The organism is Gemmata sp. SH-PL17 (assembly GCF_001610855.1).
Classification (GTDB): domain Bacteria; phylum Planctomycetota; class Planctomycetia; order Gemmatales; family Gemmataceae; genus Gemmata; species Gemmata massiliana.
Genome location: NZ_CP011271.1, coordinates 309,453 through 328,418, shown reverse-complemented (window position 1 = coordinate 328,418; position 18,966 = coordinate 309,453). Strand labels below are relative to the sequence as shown.

The 18,966-nt window shown below is 64.0% G+C and carries 16 protein-coding genes and 1 other RNA gene; 10 read left to right on the top strand and 7 right to left on the bottom strand.

Features of this window, described 5'->3' with window-relative positions; genetic code table 11:
- The first annotated feature begins 744 nt into the window (after positions 1-744).
- The 8 genes from VT84_RS01290 to VT84_RS01260 all read left to right on the top strand — a co-directional run bounded on the left by VT84_RS01290 (position 745) and on the right by VT84_RS01260 (position 9,412).
- Entirely contained in the window at positions 745-1,035 is a 291-nt protein-coding gene (locus VT84_RS01290; protein ID WP_052551189.1) for a hypothetical protein, read from the top strand.
- A 134-nt stretch (positions 1,036-1,169) separates the two neighbouring features.
- Complete coding sequence (locus VT84_RS01285) at positions 1,170-2,096, top strand: hypothetical protein (protein ID WP_157469072.1); 927 nt, start codon at positions 1,170-1,172, stop codon at positions 2,094-2,096.
- Between the two features lie 81 nt (positions 2,097-2,177).
- Positions 2,178-2,391: non-coding RNA, 6S RNA (gene ssrS, locus VT84_RS01280), on the top strand.
- 838 nt (positions 2,392-3,229) lie between these two features.
- On the top strand, positions 3,230-6,052 hold the full coding sequence (locus VT84_RS01275) for a homocysteine S-methyltransferase family protein (RefSeq protein WP_157469069.1): 2,823 nt from the start codon (positions 3,230-3,232) through the stop codon (positions 6,050-6,052).
- Positions 6,001-6,828: a vitamin B12 dependent-methionine synthase activation domain-containing protein gene (locus tag VT84_RS37915; RefSeq protein WP_157469066.1), complete on the top strand. Its 828-nt coding sequence runs from the start codon at positions 6,001-6,003 to the stop codon at positions 6,826-6,828. Before VT84_RS01275 ends, VT84_RS37915 begins: the two co-directional genes overlap by 52 nt.
- 127 nt (positions 6,829-6,955) lie before the next feature.
- Positions 6,956-7,813 (top strand): ABC transporter ATP-binding protein, encoded by an 858-nt coding sequence (locus tag VT84_RS01270; protein ID WP_157469063.1) that lies wholly within the window; start codon positions 6,956-6,958, stop codon positions 7,811-7,813.
- A 9-nt stretch (positions 7,814-7,822) separates the two neighbouring features.
- Complete coding sequence (locus VT84_RS01265) at positions 7,823-8,155, top strand: hypothetical protein (protein WP_052562190.1); 333 nt, start codon at positions 7,823-7,825, stop codon at positions 8,153-8,155.
- Between the two features lie 30 nt (positions 8,156-8,185).
- Positions 8,186-9,412 carry an ABC transporter permease gene (locus tag VT84_RS01260; RefSeq protein ID WP_082838206.1) on the top strand — a complete coding sequence of 409 codons (1,227 nt, stop codon included), beginning with the start codon at positions 8,186-8,188 and terminating at the stop codon, positions 9,410-9,412.
- 72 nt (positions 9,413-9,484) lie between these two features.
- Here the strand turns inward: VT84_RS01260 and VT84_RS01255 are convergent, their stop codons facing one another.
- The 5 genes from VT84_RS01255 to VT84_RS39410 all read right to left on the bottom strand — a co-directional run bounded on the left by VT84_RS01255 (position 9,485) and on the right by VT84_RS39410 (position 14,047).
- Positions 9,485-9,724, bottom strand: a complete 240-nt coding sequence (locus tag VT84_RS01255) for a hypothetical protein (protein WP_052562194.1) — start codon at positions 9,722-9,724, stop codon at positions 9,485-9,487.
- 183 nt (positions 9,725-9,907) lie between these two features.
- On the bottom strand, positions 9,908-10,462 hold the full coding sequence (locus VT84_RS01250; RefSeq protein ID WP_052554770.1) for a transposase: 555 nt from the start codon (positions 10,460-10,462) through the stop codon (positions 9,908-9,910).
- 16 nt (positions 10,463-10,478) lie between these two features.
- The gene (locus tag VT84_RS01245) at positions 10,479-10,970 is read right to left on the bottom strand and encodes a winged helix-turn-helix domain-containing protein (RefSeq protein ID WP_082838205.1); all 492 of its coding nucleotides are present in this window, start codon (positions 10,968-10,970) and stop codon (positions 10,479-10,481) included.
- Positions 10,971-11,025: 55 nt separating this feature from the next.
- Positions 11,026-11,292, bottom strand: coding sequence for a hypothetical protein (locus VT84_RS01240; RefSeq protein WP_052562196.1), 267 nt, complete (start codon positions 11,290-11,292; stop codon positions 11,026-11,028).
- Positions 11,293-11,527: 235 nt separating this feature from the next.
- Entirely contained in the window at positions 11,528-14,047 is a 2,520-nt protein-coding gene (locus VT84_RS39410; RefSeq protein WP_052562198.1) for a S8 family serine peptidase, read from the bottom strand.
- 593 nt (positions 14,048-14,640) lie between these two features.
- Between VT84_RS39410 and VT84_RS01230 the strand changes: the two genes are divergently transcribed.
- Complete coding sequence (locus VT84_RS01230; RefSeq protein ID WP_162271553.1) at positions 14,641-15,564, top strand: HDOD domain-containing protein; 924 nt, start codon at positions 14,641-14,643, stop codon at positions 15,562-15,564.
- A 38-nt stretch (positions 15,565-15,602) separates the two neighbouring features.
- Here VT84_RS01230 and VT84_RS01225 read toward each other — a convergent pair whose 3' ends face one another.
- The gene (locus tag VT84_RS01225) at positions 15,603-16,607 is read right to left on the bottom strand and encodes a leucine-rich repeat domain-containing protein (RefSeq protein WP_157469060.1); all 1,005 of its coding nucleotides are present in this window, start codon (positions 16,605-16,607) and stop codon (positions 15,603-15,605) included.
- 674 nt (positions 16,608-17,281) lie between these two features.
- Between VT84_RS01225 and VT84_RS01220 the strand changes: the two genes are divergently transcribed.
- On the top strand, positions 17,282-17,512 hold the full coding sequence (locus tag VT84_RS01220) for a hypothetical protein (RefSeq protein ID WP_052562201.1): 231 nt from the start codon (positions 17,282-17,284) through the stop codon (positions 17,510-17,512).
- Here VT84_RS01220 and VT84_RS01215 read toward each other — a convergent pair.
- Positions 17,505-18,959 carry a DUF1501 domain-containing protein gene (locus VT84_RS01215; protein ID WP_082838202.1) on the bottom strand — a complete coding sequence of 485 codons (1,455 nt, stop codon included), beginning with the start codon at positions 18,957-18,959 and terminating at the stop codon, positions 17,505-17,507. The two genes, VT84_RS01220 and VT84_RS01215, sit on opposite strands and share 8 nt — an antisense overlap.
- Between the last annotated feature and the right edge of the window lie 7 nt (positions 18,960-18,966).

The window sequence follows — 18,966 nt, the reverse complement described above, 5'->3', positions numbered from 1 at the left end:
GTTAGCGTCTTCGCGGCTTTTTGTGATGCCGGGTCCGCGGTCGAGTTCAATGCTGTGATCGGAAGGCAACCACGGTGACCGTCACACAATCATTTCGTTGGAACTCGAGCACGAAACACATCATTTTGAGGTAATCGGGTGTTCTCGCTGGAACACGCCCCAACGAACAAAGCACCCGCCCGGAATCGCGGCGCGGGGCCTTACCAAACGAGACGAGTGATGCAAGAAGCCCGGCTGAAGGGGAGCGGACGCGCGAAATCGCCGCGCCTGAGATCTTGCCTAAATCAGATCGGATCAAGTGTCCATATTGAACGAAATTGATCTAATCAAGAAATTCCACACTGTCGCGAGTGAGCCGAACGAGGAACGAGGGCGCGCTGGCGATCGGCTCGGCGCGAAGCAACTGCGCGAGCGGTTAAGTGCCGCGCGAAACTGGAGTACGGTGCGCCCATCTCGGAGTGACAAAAGAAAGAGCGGCCACGGATCAACGCGGGTAACACGGATCAAAACAATGAGTACGGGCGACAAAAATGCGAGAAAACGAGGTTATCGCAATATATCGCGGCGTTTTTCGCGTTCTTTTTCTGACCGCCGCGCGTTTGAATTTGTTCCGATCCGTGTTATCCGCGTTGATCTGCGGCCGCTCTTAATATTTGCGTCCCCACAGGGTGTAACTAACTTCTCTGGTGGGGTTGGCGGAATTTGGGTAAGTGGGGTGTTCTCGGATGCGAACAGGGATGTTCTATGAGCAAGACCGTCACGATTGAAATCCCCGCCGAAAGCGAAGCGCTAGTCCGGCAGCTATTGGCCGTCCACGAAGAGCTCCAAGCTCTGGCGCTCTCCGCGGCCAACGGCACGGTCTTGGACGCCTGCGAAACGGCGGTCATACCCAAGGGACGCGAACTGACCAAAAACCTCTTGGCCGATGCGGTCACCCGACGCATCCAAGCCGCCGAAAAAAAGGGTCGCCGATCCGAATCTGCGACTGCGGGCGAGCCAAAGAAGACCGCGGGAAAAAGCCCCGGCAGTTCGTGACCACTGTCGGCCCTCTGAACCTCACGCGACACTATTGGCAATGCCGCTGTGGAGCCGAAGGAGCTTACGCAGCCGATGCCGTCATCGGTCTGACGCAGCGATTCAGCACGGTTCTTCAGAAGCATTGCTGTCGTTTGGCTGCCGATGTGTCGTTCGCCAAGACCCGCGAACATCTCCGGGAGTTGCTGGGAGTGAAGTTGGCCCCCGAGACCGCGCGCCAGCTCGTGGGAACGCATGGCCGGGCGATGACGACGTTCCAACCCCAGGATCACGCCACGGCCCAGACGTTTCGCCAAACCCCAGGCGAGATCGAGTTGGCGATTGACGCGGGCAAGGTCAATACCCGCGAAGAAGGCTGGAAAGACCTGAAGATCGCAGTGATTTCCAAGCGTGAGGCCGGCACGGCGGTATCACCCGAGCAGTGGCAGGACGACGAGCGCTTGCCCCCGGCCGGTGCGGTCGTGTCGTTCGCGATGATCGCCAAATCGAAAGTGTTTCGACGCCGTTGGGGTCCGTCGTTGCGTCAGTTGGGTGTGGCGCAGTGGTCGAGCGTCCATGCGTTGGGTGACGGGGCCAGTTGGATTTGGAAGTCGGTCAATCGTGTGCTGCCGGGTTGTCGAGAGACGCTGGACATTTACCACGCCAGTGAGCGGTTGAGCCTTTGTGCGCAGAGGATATTCGGCCAGGGGACCGACGAGGCCCGTGCTGCTTTTGAGCGCGGTCGCGACGTGTTGTTGCGTGAGGGTTGGGGTGGTGTGTGCGTGTGGGTGTCAGAACTGTTGTCCGTCGAGACTCTCGAAGAACGGACACGAAGGCAGAAGGCGACGGAGAAGTTGTTGGGCTACTTCGCCAAGCACACGAATCGTTTGGCGTATCGTGATCGGTTGGCCCGTGGCCAGGCCATCGGCAGCGGTGCGGTGGAAGGACAAGCCAAGACCCTGGGATTGCGTTTGAAAGCCCGAGGTGCTCGCTGGCTCAAGAAGAACGTCCGACCGATGGCGAGCCTGGTCTGCGTGCGGAACTCCATCCAGTGGCAGGCCTATTGGAGCTTGGCGGCATGACCCCAGAGAATTTGGATACACCCTCCCCACACAGGCAAGACACTTAGTTTGCTCTGCGCACACGTGCGAGGTAAGATGATCTCGCCTCTGCGGTGTTCGTGATGTGTCGCGCTCTATATTGGCGAACCTACACTAACCTGCTCGGGAGCCTTTATTTTAATGCTCGAGTCGCTCGCAAGCCCATCCCCGGCGCTCGTCGTCGGGACTGTAGTGGGATCCGAAACACTCGGGCGAGGCGCCCTTCTCAATTAGCGGGTTCCCAACTGGCGACGCACACGGCACAGGCGGAGGCGTTTTCTTTTTCCGCACATTCGATTTTTTCCTCGCACGCCTTTCACACCGACCGGCCCACTCACTCAACTCGCGCTGCAGCAACGAATTGCGATCCGAACCGCGGACGTGTTTCGTTCGCGTTACACCACACAACTCCGCCCTTGACTCACAAACACCGCGCAAGCCACTCCGCCCGAAGTCGTTCGCATTGTGCGAGTTGGAGCGATTATCCAATGACACCGCGTTGGCAATGGCTTACCCGTTGACACAGCCGGCGCAATGGGTATCGTTCCCCCCATGACTGAGACGCAAACGACGCGAGGAATCGGGATGACCCGAATAACTCTCCTGTCCAAGTCACAGCTCCCGCGTCGGAGAACCAGTCCCGGACTTTCCGCCCAGTAACGGCGGAACGGGTTCACGGCACAATCGAACTTCGGGTGCCGCGTTCTCCGCGATCGCTATCCGCCAACTCGCGGCGGTGATTTCGCACGACACACGCGACGCAACTCAGCGGCCCGAGAGCCGCAAGGGACCGCGTCGTCACGAAACACGGCACCGGGCCGGTTCGTGGCTCTTTCGCACCCGCCGCAGGGAACGCGCCGGGAACGGTGTCAGGGAAGACGCCCGGGACAGAACCGCTTCCTCTGTCCCGCTGCGGAGAGCCGCTGCGAACCCTACCCCGGCTGTGTGGCCTGTGGCACGGACGCCACGGCAGGCTGCGGCCGACCCGCCCACGGACGGAGCGGGTCGGCTGCTACTATTTCACGTCGCTCGAATCCGTTGCATATTCCAGTTAAGGCGCACCGGCACTTTCGGTACAACTATTAAAGCCCCATTGCGCACATAACGGACCCAGCATGCCCGCACCTCTCGACCACCCGTTCCTCAACGCCGCCCGCGAGCGCGTCGTCATCCTCGACGGTGGAATGGGGACCAGCCTCCACAAGTACAAGCCGGCGGACCAGGACTGGGGGCACGCGCCTAACGGCAAGTCGCTGATGAACCTGTCCGACGCGCTCGTGTACACGCGGCCCGAGTGGATCGCCGAGATCCACCGCGGGTTCTTCGCGGCCGGGTGCGACGGGGTCGAGACGAACACGTTCAACGCCTCACAGATCGTGCTCGACGATTTCGGCATGGGCGACAAGCTCGCCGAGATCAACCGGTTGAACATCCGCATCGCGAAGCAGGTCGCGTCGGAGTTCGCAACTTCAAGTCGGCCGCGGTTCGTGATCGGCTCGATCGGGCCGGGCACCAAGATGCCGTCGCTCACCGACCCCGCGATCTACGCGGACTTCGATACCCTCGCCGACGCCTACCGGCCGCAGATCCGCGTGATGCTCGAGGAGCGAGTGGACGCCCTCCTCGTCGAAACGTGCTTCGACCCGCTCCAGGCGAAGTGCGTCGCGATCGCCGCCATTGAGGAAATGAAGCGCGCCGGCGTGCGGCTCCCGCTGATGGTGCAGCTCACGATCATCGACGCGCGGCAGAAGATGCTGCCGGGGACCGATATCCCCGGCGCGCTCGTGGCTCTGGAGCCGATCGACGAGATCGACGTGATCGGGATGAACTGCGGGGTCGGTCCGGACCTGATGGCCGACGGTATCAAGCACCTGAGCCGGCACTGTAACCGGCTGCTCAGCGTACTGCCGAACGCCGGACTGCCCGAGACCCGCGGCGATGAGACGTACTTCCCGATGAGCCCCGAAACGGTCGCTGAGTGGCTGGATCGGTTCGTCACTGAACTCGGCGTGAACATCATCGGCGGATGCTGTGGCACGTCGCACGCCCACCTGAAGGCCGTGTGTGACAAGCTCCACGGGAAGGCGCCCGCGAAGCGCACGCCGGTCTACATCCCGGCCGTATCGAGCCTCCAGAGCACACAGGAACTGCTGGTCGACCAGCGCCCGCTGCTCGTCGGCGAGCGCACGAACACGAACGGCTCCCGGAAGTTCAAGCAGTTGCTCGAAAAGGACGATTGGCACGGCCTCGTGGAGATGGCGAAGGAGCAGGAGCGCGAGGGTGTTCACATCCTCGACGTGTGCGTGGACTACGTCGGGCGCGACGGCGTGCGCGATATGAAGGAGGTCATCAAGCGCTACAACGAGGTGCTGACGAAGCCGATCATGCTCGACAGCACGGAAGTGCCGGTGATCGAAGCCGGGTTGAAGTTGTGTAGCGGTAAGGCGCTCATCAACAGCATCAACCTTGAAGACGGCCGCAAGACGCTCGACCCGAAGACGATCCTCGCGAAGAAGTACGGCGCCTCGCTCGTCGCGCTGACGATCGACGAGAAGGGCCAGGCCGATACCGCGGAGTGGAAGTTCGAGGTCGCGAAGCGCATCTACGACATCGTGGTCCACGAGTACGGCATCCCGCCGACGGACCTGATGTTCGACACGCTCGTGTTCCCACTGTCCACCGGCCAGGAGCAAACCCGCAAGAGCGCAATCGCCACGTTCGAGGCGCTGCGGCTCATCAAGCAGAACCTGCCCGGCGCGCTCACGCACCTCGGTCTCTCGAATTGCTCGTTCGGGCTCGCGCCGTACACGCGACAGGTGCTGAACAGCATGTACCTGCACTACGCGCTCGAATACGGACTCGATTCGGCGATTCTGCACGCGGCCAAGATCATGCCGCTGGCCAGTATCGACGAAACAGGGCGCGAACTGTGCCGCCGGTTGCTGTTCGACGAGCGCGTGTTTGATGCGGCGGGTAACTGCACCGAAGACCCGCTGCAAATGCTCATCGCGCATTACGCGGACAAGAAGGCCGAGAGCAAGAAAACTCAGTCGCTCGGCGACACGGTCGAAGAACGGTTGCGCCAGGCGATCATCCAGGGGCGCCGCGAGAGCCTCGTCGCGGACCTGGATGGGGCGCGCGCGAAGCACTCGCCGATCGACATCATCAACAACGTCCTGCTCGACGGGATGAAGGTGGTCGGCGAGCTGTTCGGCAGCGGGCAAATGCAGTTGCCGTTCGTGCTCCAGTCCGCGGAAGTTATGAAGTCCGCGGTCGCGTACCTCGAACCGTTCATGGAGAAGGTCGAGGGCGCGGAGAAGGGCAAGATCGTCCTCGCGACGGTGAAGGGGGACGTCCACGACATCGGCAAGAACCTCGTGGACATCATCCTCACGAACAACGGCTACAAGGTCTACAACCTGGGAATCAAACAGCCCGTCGACGCGATGATCTCCGCGTTCAAGGAGCACAAAGCGGACGCCATCGGCATGAGCGGGCTGCTCGTGAAGTCCACCGTCATCATGAAAGAGGATCTCGTCACGCTGAACGAGCGCGGGCTGGCCCCGCCCGTGATCCTCGGCGGCGCAGCGCTCAACCGGCGCTACGTCGAACACGACCTGCGTGCGATCTACAAGGGCGAAGTCTTCTACGGCGCGGATGCGTTCGAGGGGCTGCACGTGATGGACGAACTCGCGCGCCGCAAGAAGTACAATGTGGGCCGGGCGAGCCCCGCACTCGCGAAACTCGCCGAAGGGCGCCCGGCGCGCGGGATCGGTGAAACCGGCGGGGCCGCGACACTCGAAGCCCCCCGCGTGCGCGTACTACCCCACGCGCACCGCGAGCCGACCTGCCGCCGCGATCGCCGTCGCTACCGAAGGCGCCGGACGTGCCCGTTCCGCCGTTCATCGGGTCGAGGCACCGCACCAACTTCGACATGAACGAGGTGTTCAAGTTCGTCAACGAGCTGACGCTGTTTAGCACGCAGTGGGGGTTCCGCAAGGGCGGCGTCGATCTCGCGGTGTACGCGAAGCAGATCGAAGAGGTGGCTAAGCCCGCACTCGCGCGGCTGAAGGCACAATGTTTGGCCGAGAACATCCTGCGGCCCGGCGTGACCTACGGGTTCTTCCCGGCGGCCAGCGACGGCACCACGCTCACGATCTACGAGGCCGACCACAAGACGCCGCGCAACACGTTCGACTTCCCGCGCCAGGACTTCGGCGAGTTCCTGTGCTTGTCGGACTACGTCGAGCCGCTGCGCGACGGCCGGGCGGTCGACTACGTTGGGTTCACTGCGGTGACGATGGGCCGCGAGGTGACCCGCGTGGCGCAGGAGTGGTACGCCGCGAACCGCTACCAGGACTACATGTTCCTGCACGGTCTGGGCGTCGAAAGTGCCGAAGCGCTGGCGGAATACTTCCACCAGCAGCTCCGGCACGAGTGGGGCATCGGGGGCGATGACTCCCCGGTGATCCAGAAGCTGTTCAAGGGCCACTACCGCGGGTGCCGGTACTCGTTCGGCTACCCCGCGTGCCCGAACCTCGAGGACCAGAAGCAACTCTTCGCGCTCATCGACCCGACCCGCGTCGGAATCACGCTGAGCGAACAGTTCCAACTCGAACCGGAGCAGAGCACCACGGCCATCGTGGTACACCACCCGGACGCGAAGTATTTCGTCACCACCCGCACCCCGGGTTGTGCGCCAACTGACGAGTGAGCCAGCAGTTGCGGCGCACGTGGCGGAAGCCCCCGTGCGCCGCTGTCGTTATGCTGCAAGTCGCACTGCGGCCATTTTGTGTTCTATCCTCCCTTCGGGCGCCCTGTACCCGAAGCGGTGAGTCATCTTGCTTCCACCTGACGTCATGATTCGCATCGCGGGGCTGCGCGTGCTGTACGGCGCGTTCGCCGCCGTTGACGGGCTCGACCTCGACATCCGCCGCGGCGAACTGTTCGGGCTGCTCGGGCCGAACGGGGCCGGCAAGTCCACCACGATCCGCGTGCTCATCGGTCAGCGCCAGCCGAGCGGCGGGAGCGTCACCATCGGCGGGCGCGACGTCGTGCGCGAGTGGTCGCGGATCAAACCCATATTCGGCTACGTGCCCGACCGCGAGAACCACTTCGAGGAGTTCACCGGCCGGCGCAACCTGGAGTTCTTCGGCCAGCTCTACAACGTACCGAAGTTGCGCGTGACACAAGTGCTGAAGATGGTCGAACTCGACGAGGCCGCCGACCTCCAAGTGCGCGGGTACTCGCTCGGGATGAGGAAGAAGTTACTCCTCGCACGCGCGCTGCTCCACGAACCGCAAGTTCTTTACCTCGACGAACCCACCGCGAACCTCGACATCCACTCCGCAGAAGTCGTTCACCGCATCCTGCGCGAGCGCGTGAAGATGGGCGCGACGATCATCCTGACTACGCACGACATGGACGAGGTCGAAAAGATCTGCGACCGCGTCGGGATCATGGCGCGCGGAAAATTAGTCGCGCTCGACTCGCCGCTGGCACTGAAGCAACAACACACCGAGCGCAAGGTGGACGTGATCCGCGACGACGGCGAGCGCCTCGTCTTCGATATGGACACACCCGCGGGCCGCACCGACCTCGCGGGTCTGGTCACCGCCGGCCGCGTGCTGAGCGTCCGCACGCGCGAGTTCGACTTCCACGCGACGTTCCTGAAGCTCACGGGGCACGCATTCGATTGAGGCCGTGACATGGCCAAGGCGCACACAAAGGGGGTTCGCAAGAAGATCGACCGACCGCCCCCACGGGTGTTTCTCGGTGTCGGGGCGCTCTTCCTCGGGCTGAACCACCTGTCGGTCGCGCTCGGGTTCGGGCTACACGCTGAAGCTCTGATGGCCGGGTGCTGGCTCGTGCTCGTGGGCGGCTGGGTCGCACTCGCGGGCCGCTCGTTCGACGCGGTATGGGCCTGGGCCGATCCCTCCGGGCGCCGCACGATCGGGCTGATACTGTTCACCCTCGGCGCCGCGTTCGGGGCCGCAGAAGGTGTCGCGCGGATCGCTTACGGGCAGCGCCTGTTAAATTAATCACCGATTCCCAACGGACGCGAACCCGCTATGCGCTGGTACATCCTGAAGGCGCTCATCAAGAAAGAGTTCGCGCGGCACCTGGCGAACCGCGGGGGCATCGCGCTCGCGTTCTTGCTGGTCGCCGCGGCGGTGCTCCTGAGCGTGTTCGCCCCCCGGGAAACCGCGGCGGCCGGCACGAGCATGGTCGGCGGCGTTCACCACTGCTACGTCGACTACGACCGGCCGTCGCCGCTGGTCGAGCACTTGCGGGACAACGTCCCCCCGGACCTGAAGGCACAGGTCGTCTTCCGCGAGATTGATCCGGCGAAAATCGGTACGCTCCTCGATTCGCCGCCCGGCACCGGCTCCATTCAGATCACGACCCGGTCCGAACCCGGGAAGCGGTCCACGGTTCAGATTTATGTGTGGCACCCCGACGGCGAACCCAACGCGCTCGCCCCCTACGAGCAGTGGCTCTGGAAGGAGAGCCGGCGCGCGTTCGAGGCCGAAGCCGCCAAGAAACTACCGGGCGCCGTACTCCCGACGGAACCGGCATTTGATTCCGACAAGTGGCTGATAATCGAAGCCCACAAGCACTTCCAGGAGCAGATTGAAACCGTGCGCAAACACGAGGGCGCGACCGGGGCCACGCCGATCGTACCGGACCTGGTGATCGATCGCCGCGGGTTGGGCGGGAAGGTACTCGACTTCCGCGCCGCGATCGCGACCGGCATGGTGGTGTTCGCGCTGTACTTCGCGTGCGTCTACTTGCTCCCGACGCTCAACTGTGAGGAGCGCGAGCGCGGGGTGCTACTCGCACAGGCGCTCACCCCGGCTTCGCCGACCGAACTGCTCGTGGCGAAGTTCGTGTTCTATCCCGCGTTCGGGCTGGGGCTCGCGGCCACGCTCGCGGCCGTCTATAAGCCGGACGTGCTATCGAGCCTGTTCTTCTGGCTGGCGCTGTTCGCGGTCGGCGGCGGGTTCCTCGGTATTGGAATGACGATCGCGGCGTGGGCGAAGACGCAGCGGGCCGCGTTCCTCGGCGGGATGTGCTACCTGCTGTCCGTGTCGATGCTGCTGCTCATTTGCTCGATCAACGGCATCCCGTTCCTGTCGTACCTCGCGGTCGAGTTCCACGGCCCGCGCATTCTGCACGCAGCGCTCAGCGGCGCGGTGCAAACGTCCCACTGGAAGCACTTGGCCGCGGCGCTGGGGCTGGCGGTCGCGTGGCTGTTCGCGGCGGGCTGGGTGTTCAAGCGCCGCGGATGGCAGTGAGTTTGAGTACGAAGGGGTGAAAGTGCGAGCGGGTGAAGGGGTGAAATGCCCCGCCCGCTGTGCCCCGAGACATTACGGCCAGAAGCGCACTTCCGGAACGAACAGCCCGATTCCGAACCAGATCGTTTCCAGAATCCACATCAGCATCGCGAATAGCCGGATGCCGTCGGCGGTCCACTCCATCGCGCTGAAATCAACGATAAAGGCGATCAGCCACGATCCTTCCAGCCACCGCGCTCCGCCCAGAAACAGGAGCCACGCCCAAAATAGCGAAGTGAGGAGGAACAAGCCGATCCAGGTATTGAGGCTCATTGCCCGCCCTCGGGACACCGATTGTGGTGTACTTCGATGGCGGGAGCGATTTATTTGGGTGTGAAAGCGAAGTGCCTGTCTTTTGGCGAACCGCGAGTGTCAACGAACGAGTGGAGCTTCCGCTCCCGCAAGACGCGCTCGCGGGAGCGGGGTATCATACCAAATCCGGTTGATCCGTAACCGTCAGGCGGCGACGGCCCAGTGGAACCCAACGGCCCCGCCGACAACCATCGGGTGTTCGGTCAGCCACTGGCACCGCGTCGTGAGCGTCGCGGTTAGCCCGTTGAGATCGTTGAACACTTGGTTGGCCAAGCCCTCGCGGACCAACGGCCACAAGTGCTCGGCGGGCTGCAATTCCGGGGTGCAACTGGGCTGGCGGTGGAGTACGACGTTGGGCGGCACCCGCAATCCCTTGGCCGTGTGCCCACCCGACCCATCGAGGATCACCACCAGCACCTTACGTCCATCCGGGTCCGCCCACCCCGCGAAGTCCGCCAGGGCTTGACCCATGCACTCGGCGTTCGCCTTCGGGAGGATCAGGAACCGGCTCCGCCCGCTGTTGGGATGGGCGAACCCGTACACGAACAGGGACTCGAACTTGTGCCGCCCGTTGCTCCTCGGGCGCGTTCCCTTCAGTGCCCACGCGCGCCGCACCACCGGCTTGAGCCCAAGCCGGGCCTCATCTTCACACCACAGTTCGACCTCTTTGTCGTGGTGGCTCTGGCGCAGTTCAGCCATGAGACCGACCAGCTCGTCAAAGCCACGCCCGTTGCTGGGAACGTGTGGCCGCCTTGGGGTGCCGGGGGCGTGGGACCACCAAGCGGAACCCCAGTTCCTTGAGCCACTGCCACCCGGTCTGCTTGACGATCGCGATGCCGAACCGGTCTTTGACGAAGGCGGAGACCTTGGGTCCGCTCCATAACCCGTGGTCAGGAGGGGGCTTCTGGAGCGTGGCGAACAGCTCCGCTTGTTGAGGGGGCGTCAACTTGAAGGCGGCCCCGTTATTCCGGCGTCGGTCGATGAGTGCCTCGGGTCCGCGCGCGTTGTACCGCTTGAGGATGGCACGGCCCCAGGCGGGCGTGAATCCGACCAACTGTGCGGCCGCCGTAGCCGAGAGCGATTGGTCAGGGCGTGTGACCAACCACAGGACATGCCACCGGCTCTTCTCGGCCCCGTCGGGACAACTCCGGTATCGCAGATCGATCTCTTCGTGTGTCAAGTGCGGAACAACAGGTAGTCGCGTCATGATAAACCCTCCCCAACATTGGAGAGGGTTACGGATCAATCGGATTCGGTATCAGTCACTCCTTGCCCATCAGTTCCTTGACGAGCTTCGCGAGCGCCTCCACATCTTTTTTCGCCACGATCACGTCGATGCGGGTCTTGGGCACCTTGAGCTTCTCCATGAAGCTTGCGGCGGAGGTCCACATCTTGTCGCGCTTCTTACCTTCGGCGAGGTACAAATCGGCCACCAGTTCCGCCAGCCGCTGCCACGAAACCTGATCGATGTTATCGTAATACCGCTTGATGATTTTCTGTTGGTGGGGGCTGTAGTTCTCCATTCCCATCGCGTACCACTCCGTAAGTTATGAACCTCCCTTAGCACACACGACCGGTGCCGGAACGTCAAGCCGAGTAGACGGACACGCACACCGGGGCACGAGCGCCCCGCCCGCACATCGCACCGGCCCCACAACCCGGCGCCGTCGTGGCGCACGATTCTACCGGTCAAAGGTGCGGACAGGGCTCTCGCGCCCCGGGAAGCTCCGGAAACACGGTAAACACCGTGCCCCGGACCGAGTTTTAGACTTCCGCGTCGAAGAAGAAGTCGATCACGCTACCGGAATCGGATGCCGACGCTTCCGGCGCGAAGTAGAGCGTCGCGACCGCCGCGCCGTGCGGCGAATCGGAGTCGTCGCGGTTCGCGAAACGGGTCTCGCGCGGCGTGAAGCTCGTGTCCGTTTCGCCCCGAGCCGTGTCCGCCCACGCGGACGACCGGCGCTCGGCTTCCGGCGCCATCCACGAGAGCGGGGCACGGGTGCTCGACGTGCCATAGTCGACGGCGAACGACGAGGTCGAGGTGCCGCGGGCCGGCGCGCTCACTTCCACCGCGATCGGGGCCGCGTCGAACGTGATCGGCGCGGGGGCCTCGTGCGCGAGGACCAAATCGTCGTGGAACCCGAGGGCCATCGACTTCCCGCTGGGGCCGGCGCCCGTGGTCCCGTTGACGACCAGCGACCACCCGGTCAGGCTCCCGGTGTCGTAGGCGGCCATGTCGGTCACCTTCAGCGTCCACACGCCCTGCGTGTTCAGGCCGTCAAAGGCGGAGAGCAGCGCGTCGGGCCGGAACGTGCCGTTGAACGGGGCCGCGCCGCTCGCGATTGCGATCGCCGCTTCGTCGTCGAACGTGGTGTTGGTGAGGTTGTCGCCGCTCCCGCCGCGCCGGTTGAACAGCGTCACCGTCTTGCCCGCCACGCCGTTCACGGTCGGGGACGTCAGCGTGATGACCAGGTCGCTGTCGTAGGTGTGCGTGAGGCTCACCTTCACGTTCAGGTCGCTGATCTTGATCGCGTCGGTGATGTTGATGGTCGAGGACGTCGTCATGTAATCGCGGATCGCCAGCGGCAGCCCGGTCGCGGAGTACGTCTTGGTGACGTTCAGGACGAGCGCGCCCGTCGCGGTGTACCGGTCCGCGGTCGTCTCGCCCAGAGTGCCGTTGCCGTTCTGGTCCATCAACTTGCCATTCACGTCGGCGATGTTCGGCCCGAACGTCAGCGAGTAGCTCCCGGCGACCGTTCGGGCGCCGAAGAGGATGTCGAACTGCGTGTTGTTCGACCCGGCCACGGCCACGATGCTGTAGCTTGCCGTGATCGCGCCGTTCGGCCCCGTGAGGCCGACGATATCGGCCGCGGTGAAGGTAGCGGCGTTGATGGCTCGGTCGAAGGTAACTCGCACCTTGTCGAGTTGTGTCGCTGTGGAACCACTGAAGGTCGCGGCAGTCACCTTGGGTCCGGTCGAGACGACCGGCGGCGGGCTGGTGGACGCGAACATCTTCCCGACGTTCAGTCGGCCGCCCGTGGAGACCTTCCCGCTCAGACCGGCGACCGGGTCCACGGAGCTCTTCAGCTTGGCAATCACCTGGGAATAGGTGAGGGTCGGGTTCGCGCTCCAGTACAGCGCAATGGCCCCCGTGACGTGCGGCGCCGCCATCGATGTGCCGCTGTAGCTGCTGTACGTGTTGTTCGGGGTGGTGCTCAGGATGCCCACGCCGGGCGCGGCGAGTGTGACGGCGCTGGCCCCGTAGTTCGAGAAGCTCGCGAGCCGGTCGGCGCTGTCGGTCGCCGCGACCGTGACGACGTTGTTGTAACTCTGGATGTAGCTCGCGGGGTAGCTCGCGATGCTGTCGATGTTCTGCCCGCTGTTTCCCGCGGCGGCCACGAAGATGTGCCCCGCGGTCTGGGCGCGCCCGATGGCCGCGGCCAGCGAGCTGTCGTACCCGCCCCCACCCCAACTGTTGTTCGAGAGCTTCACCCCGCGGGCCACCGCGTAGTTGAGCGCGGCGACGGCGCTGCTCGTGTACCCGCTCCCGTTGGCGCTGAGGAACTTGAGGGCCATGATCTGGACGTTCCAGTTCACGCCCGCGACCCCGACCCCGTTGTTCCCCACCGCGCCGATGGTGCCGGCCACGTGCGTGCCGTGCCCGTTGTCGTCCATCGGGTTGCTGTCGTTGTTGGCGAAGTCCCACCCGTAAATGTCGTCGATGTACCCGTTGCGGTCGTCGTCGACGCCGTTGCCCGCGATCTCCCCGGTGTTCTTCCACATGTTCGCGGCGAGGTCCGGGTGGTTGTAGTCCACGCCGGTGTCGATGACCGCGACGACAAAATTCCGGTTCCCGGTGCTGGAGTCCCACGCGGTCGGGGCGCCGATCTTCGTCATCCCGTAGAGCGACGAGTACGACGGGTCGTTGGGCGTGCGCTGGACCCGGATCATCACGTCGGGCGTGACCGTGGCCACCCCGGGACGCGCGGCGAGGTAGGCGGCTGCGGTCCCGAGGTCGGTGCCCGCGGTTAGCGCCACACTGTAGATCCCGAACCCGAGCGCCCGCACACTCGTGGCGAACGGCGCGGCGGCGAGAGTGGCCGCGTCCGCGGCGGTGTTGGTGCTCGCGCTCATGACCACGTTCACGCGGTCCCCGGCGACCGCTCCCGTGGCGACGAGTTCCGGCAGCGTCAGTTCGGCGAATTTGGTGGGCGTTGTGCGGTCTTCGAGCAGCTCCACGGCGAGGCGCGTGCGGCCAAAGCGCGACCGGTCAGGGAAGCCCATACTGGACCCTCTCGAACGATAGGAAGTGTTGAGTTGACGAGGAGCAGGACGGCGGTTGCGAGTTCAGAAGGGGCCGCCTCCTGCCGTCGGACATTCTTACCCCGCGAATTCGTCTGTGACTAGCTTGTAGATTCAAATATTTCCGGCGCGTGCGGGCCGGTGTCGACCGGGTTCCGACACCGTGTCTCCTTTGTTGACATGCACGGGAGCGCCAGTTTCCGGGCCGCCGCAAGATTGCGCCCGGCCCCGCGCTCCTCTGTTCGGGCCTGGATTTTATGCGTTTCGACCCGGTAGCGCGCTCGCGGGACTTTACGCCGCCCCACCCGCGTTCGTTTACCATCGCGATCTTCATACGGATCAAGAATCGTCCAACCGATCGCACTAGAGCTGCGGGCTGCGGTGACCGAGGAGTTTGCGGAGCGGGCGCGAGTACGAGAGCCCGAATTGTGATTGTGCAGAAAATGGCAGCGGGTTCGTTCGCGCGGCGGGAGCACTTTTCGGTACCGGAACTTATCCGTTTGGTGCGCGGTTGCCTCAAATCTATTTCCATCCTACTCATTCGTATCCCGTTCCCGCCCAATACGGAGGCGCGCGTGTCGCTCTTGTTGCTCCGAGCCCCCCGAACCGACCGCCCGTCCCAGACCGGCTCCCGCAAAATCACCGTCACCGATCTCGATCGCGCGGACACGTACCCGACGCTCTCGGATACCACGGTGCAGGTGATGGGAATGGCCAACCGCTCCGACGTGTCGGTCGCGGAAGTCGCCGGGCTCGTGCGCCGCGACGCGGTACTCGCGGCCGGCGTGCTGCGTGCCGCGAACAGTTGCGCGCTCCGGGGCGCGCGGGCGATCGAGGACGTGCAACAGGCCGTCCTGCGGATGGGGCTTCAAGAGTGCTGCAAGCTGCTCAGCACGATGGGCGTGAAAACCGTGTACAACCGCTGCTCGGCGGCCGTTCAGGAGCGGTGCGACGTGATCCTCAAGCACTCGCTGTTCGTCGCCCGGCTCGCGTCCGGACTCAGCAAGGACGCGGACATCGGGCAGCCCGGGGCGGCGTTCACGGCGGGCCTACTCCACGACATCGGGCGCCTCGTCGCGTGCGTGAAGTGCCCGGACGATGTGGACGCGGCGCGCCTGCTGACCGCGGACGAAAGCGAAGACACGCCCCGGCTCGAACGCGAGCAGTTGGGCAGCGACCACTGCTCGATCGGCCACGCCTTCGCGGTCCGCAACAAGCTCCCGGACACCATCGCCCGCGCCATCTTGAACCACCACCGGCCGGCCGAAGAGACCGCCCACCGCGAACTGGTCGCGCTGATCGCGGTCGCCGAGCGGCTCGCGGCCCACGTTCAGCGGAAGCACAACATCGTCGGGTACAACCTGGTCGCGTGCCCGCACTTCCCGGTCCTGGCGCGGGGGTGGACCCCGATCCGCGCCGCGGCGTTCCACAAAGCGCTACCGGGCACCGTCGTGCAGGCCATGCGCGACACCCGCGCCATGTTGAAATCGTGCGCGTAAAGCCGCCCGGCACGGATCATCGTGCGTACCCATTTGGCCTACAAGGACGGGTGCTCCCACACCATATTTACGATCGCAGGCACGGGGTCCGGTTCGTTCGGGAATATCTCGCAATCGGGCAGTGCGGCGCGCAGTTCTTGAAGCCCTTTATCCGTCACCTGAGTGTTGACGAGGTTCAGCACGGCGAGTTTGGTAAACCCCTTCAACTCCTTGAGCCCCTGATCCGTCACTTTCGTAGCGCCGAGGCACAATTGGGTGAGTTTGGTGAATCCCTTTAACTCCTTGAGTCCTCGATCCGTCACTCCCGCGAATCTGAGGTTCAGTACGGTGAGATTGGTAAGCCCATTGAGTTCTTTGAGCCCCGCGTCCGTCACCCCCGTGCGTTCGAGATCCAAGTCGGTGAGGTTAGTGAGCCCCTTCAGCTCTTTGAGCCCCGTGTCCGTTACCGGGGTGTGGTTGAGGTGCAGCGCGGTGAGCTTGGTAAACCTCTTCAGCTCTTTGAGGCCCGTGTCCGTTGTCTTCGTGTCGCCGAGGTCCAGGAAGGTGAGATCGACGAGTCCGCTCAGTTCCTTGAGCCCCCGGTCCGTCACAAGGGTGCAGCTAAGGTTCAGAGACGTAAGGCCGATGAGAGCGCCGAGCTCCTTGAGACCTTCGTCCGTCACCTTTGTGCCGAAGAAATCGAGCCCCGTGAGTTGAGTAAGCCCTTTGAGTTCCTTGAGGCCCACGTCAGTCACCTTCGTAGCCCCGAGGTTCAGGTCGGATAGGCCGGTGAGCCCTTTCAATTCCTTGAGGCCTTCGTCCGTTACCTCCGTGAAACTGAGGCCCATCCCGAATGCAAATGACAAGTTTGGTACCCGCTTCAGGGTCGCGTCGTCGGTCGTCCGCGGCAACGTGAAGTAGTGCACCGTGCCCCTTGCACCGGTCCCACGTAACTCTTCGTAAGCACCGCCGAGTTTCGCGAATGCTTCCTTCGCTTCCTTCAACTGCTCCGGGGTCGGGTGCGAGGGCTTCGGGGCCTTCGGAACTGGCGCCGCTCGGCCCACGCACTGTCATTTGGCACCAGCACGAATACCAGAGCGAATAGCGGAGCAAGCCAGTGCGTGCGAACCGTCATGGGCACCTCCTTGACTACGGAGGCGAGTATAACTTTCGCGTTCGCAGGAGCAAAGCGCGCTCTTACCTACAAGGGGTAAACTCACCCAGCGCGAATATGGGTTAATCGGTACCGGTTAATTGGACAATCGGGTATCGCGGGGCGCCCTGAAGCCCTCTCTCGTCCCTAGTTGTGCGACCGCGGTTCCTGCACGGCTCTCTGTTGGCTACCCACCGCCCTTGCGGGCGGGGTTCACCTGCGGGGGCACGAGCCGACGTAGTTCGCGACGGACCGCATATTGTTAAAGCCCTGGTATCGGCTCATTATTTCTTTCCGCCTTAGCTCGCGTGACGCAAGCCCGTTGCGAGTCGCTTCACAAAAGCAGTCGACAGATGTGCTGCGGTCCCGCATCCGTGACGTGCAGAAAATGCAGCCCGTCGCACGCTTCGACGCATCGCGAATTGTCTGATATGCAACCGTAAGACCGATTTGCTCGTCCCGATCAGTGAACTTGGTGGCAGATTAAAAGAGCAGACCGCCTCGTGATTCGGCGCTACAGCGCACGTGGTATCGCATCTCTACCAGTGCCCCGCTCTCATTTGTTGTTGCTGGTAGCGTTCGTTCATGCCCGACCAATTTGATACGCGCGAGGCCCGGACCCGGGCCGTTCTCGCTCTACTCGCGGCCAAAGGAGCGCTCAGTGCCGGGCGCATCGCGGCGGAACTCCGCACGACCCGCGACGCCGTCACCCGGTGCCTCGCGCTCCCGCTGTTCGAGCCGGCGACCCCCGGTCGGCGCACCCGCTACCAGTTGTCGGAAGCGGGGCGCCGCGCGGTCGACGAGTTGACTAAATGAGCTGCTTGATCGGCTCGGCCCCCTCAACGCCGACGAGCTTCTGGTCCAGCCCGCCGTAGAAGTACGTCAGTTTGTTCGGGTCCAAACCCATCTGCTGGAGCACGGTCGCGTGCAGGTTCTTCACGTGGAACCGGTCGTCCACTGCGAAGTTACCGAGTTCGTCCGTCGTGCCGACGCTCGTGCCCCCCTTGATCCCGCCGCCGGCCATCCAGGAGGTGAACCCGTAGGCGTTGTGGTCGCGCCCGGTGCCCTGGGCGTACTCAGCCGTGGGCTGGCGCCCGAACTCGCCGCTCCAGATCACGATCGTGCTGTCGAGCAGCCCGCGGCGCTTCAGATCCTTGAGCAACCCCGCAATCGGCTTGTCGGTGTTGCCCGCGTGCAGCGAGTGGTTCTTCACCAAGTCGCCGTGGGCGTCCCAGTTGTGGTCGTTGTGGTTCCCGCCACTGTAAATCTGGACGAAGCGCACGCCGCGCTCGACGAGGCGCCGGGCGAGCAGGCACTTGCGCCCAAAATCCTCGGTCCGTTTCTCGTCGATGCCGTAGAGCGCCTTCGTCTCCGCGGTCTCCTTCGAGAAATCCACGGCCTCCGGCGCGTGCTCCTGCATCTTGAACGCCAGCTCGTAACTCGCGATGCGGGCCATCAGCTCCGAGTTGTCGGCGCGCGCGGAAAGGTGCTGCTCGTTCTTCTCTTTGAGCCGGTCGAGCAAGTCGCGCTGTTGGGCGCGAGTGGTGCCCTCGGGGAGCGCGAGGTCGTGAATCGGGGTCTTGTCGGCGCGGATCTGTACGCCCTGGTACGCGGCCGGCATGTACCCGCTGGACCAGTTCTTCGGCCCGTTGATCGGCCCGCCGCTGTGGTCGAGCATCACCACGAACCCGGGCAGGTTCTCGTTCTCGCTCCCCAGGCCGTAGGTCACCCAGGAACCGAGGCACGGGCTGCCCGAGAGCAGGCGCCCGCTGTTCATCATCATCAGCCCGGACCCGTGGATCGGGGACTCCGCGTACATCGAGTGCAGGAACGCGATGTCGTCCACGCACGTGCCGACGTTGGGGAACAGGTCGGACACCCGCTTGCCGCACTTCCCGTAGTTCTTGAACGCGAACTTCGGCCCGACGACGCGGCCCGTGTTCTTGTGCCCGCCGCGCCCGAACGTCTTGACCGGGATCGTCTTCCCGTCGAGTTTCGCGAGCTCGGGCTTCTCGTCGAACGTGTCGACCTGGCTCGGCCCGCCGTACATGAACAGGAAGATCACGGCCTTGGCCTTGGCCGGGATCATCGGCTTCCGCGGGGCCATCGGGTTGGCGAACTTGATGCCCCCCCTCACGTCGTTCGCGAGGAGCGGGTCGGTGCCCATCAGCCCCGTGAGCCCGAGCGCGCCGAACCCGGCCCCGGTCTCCCACAGGAACTCGCGCCGGGTGCGGCGGCAAAACTGGTTCGCGTTATCGTGCATGGCGGAG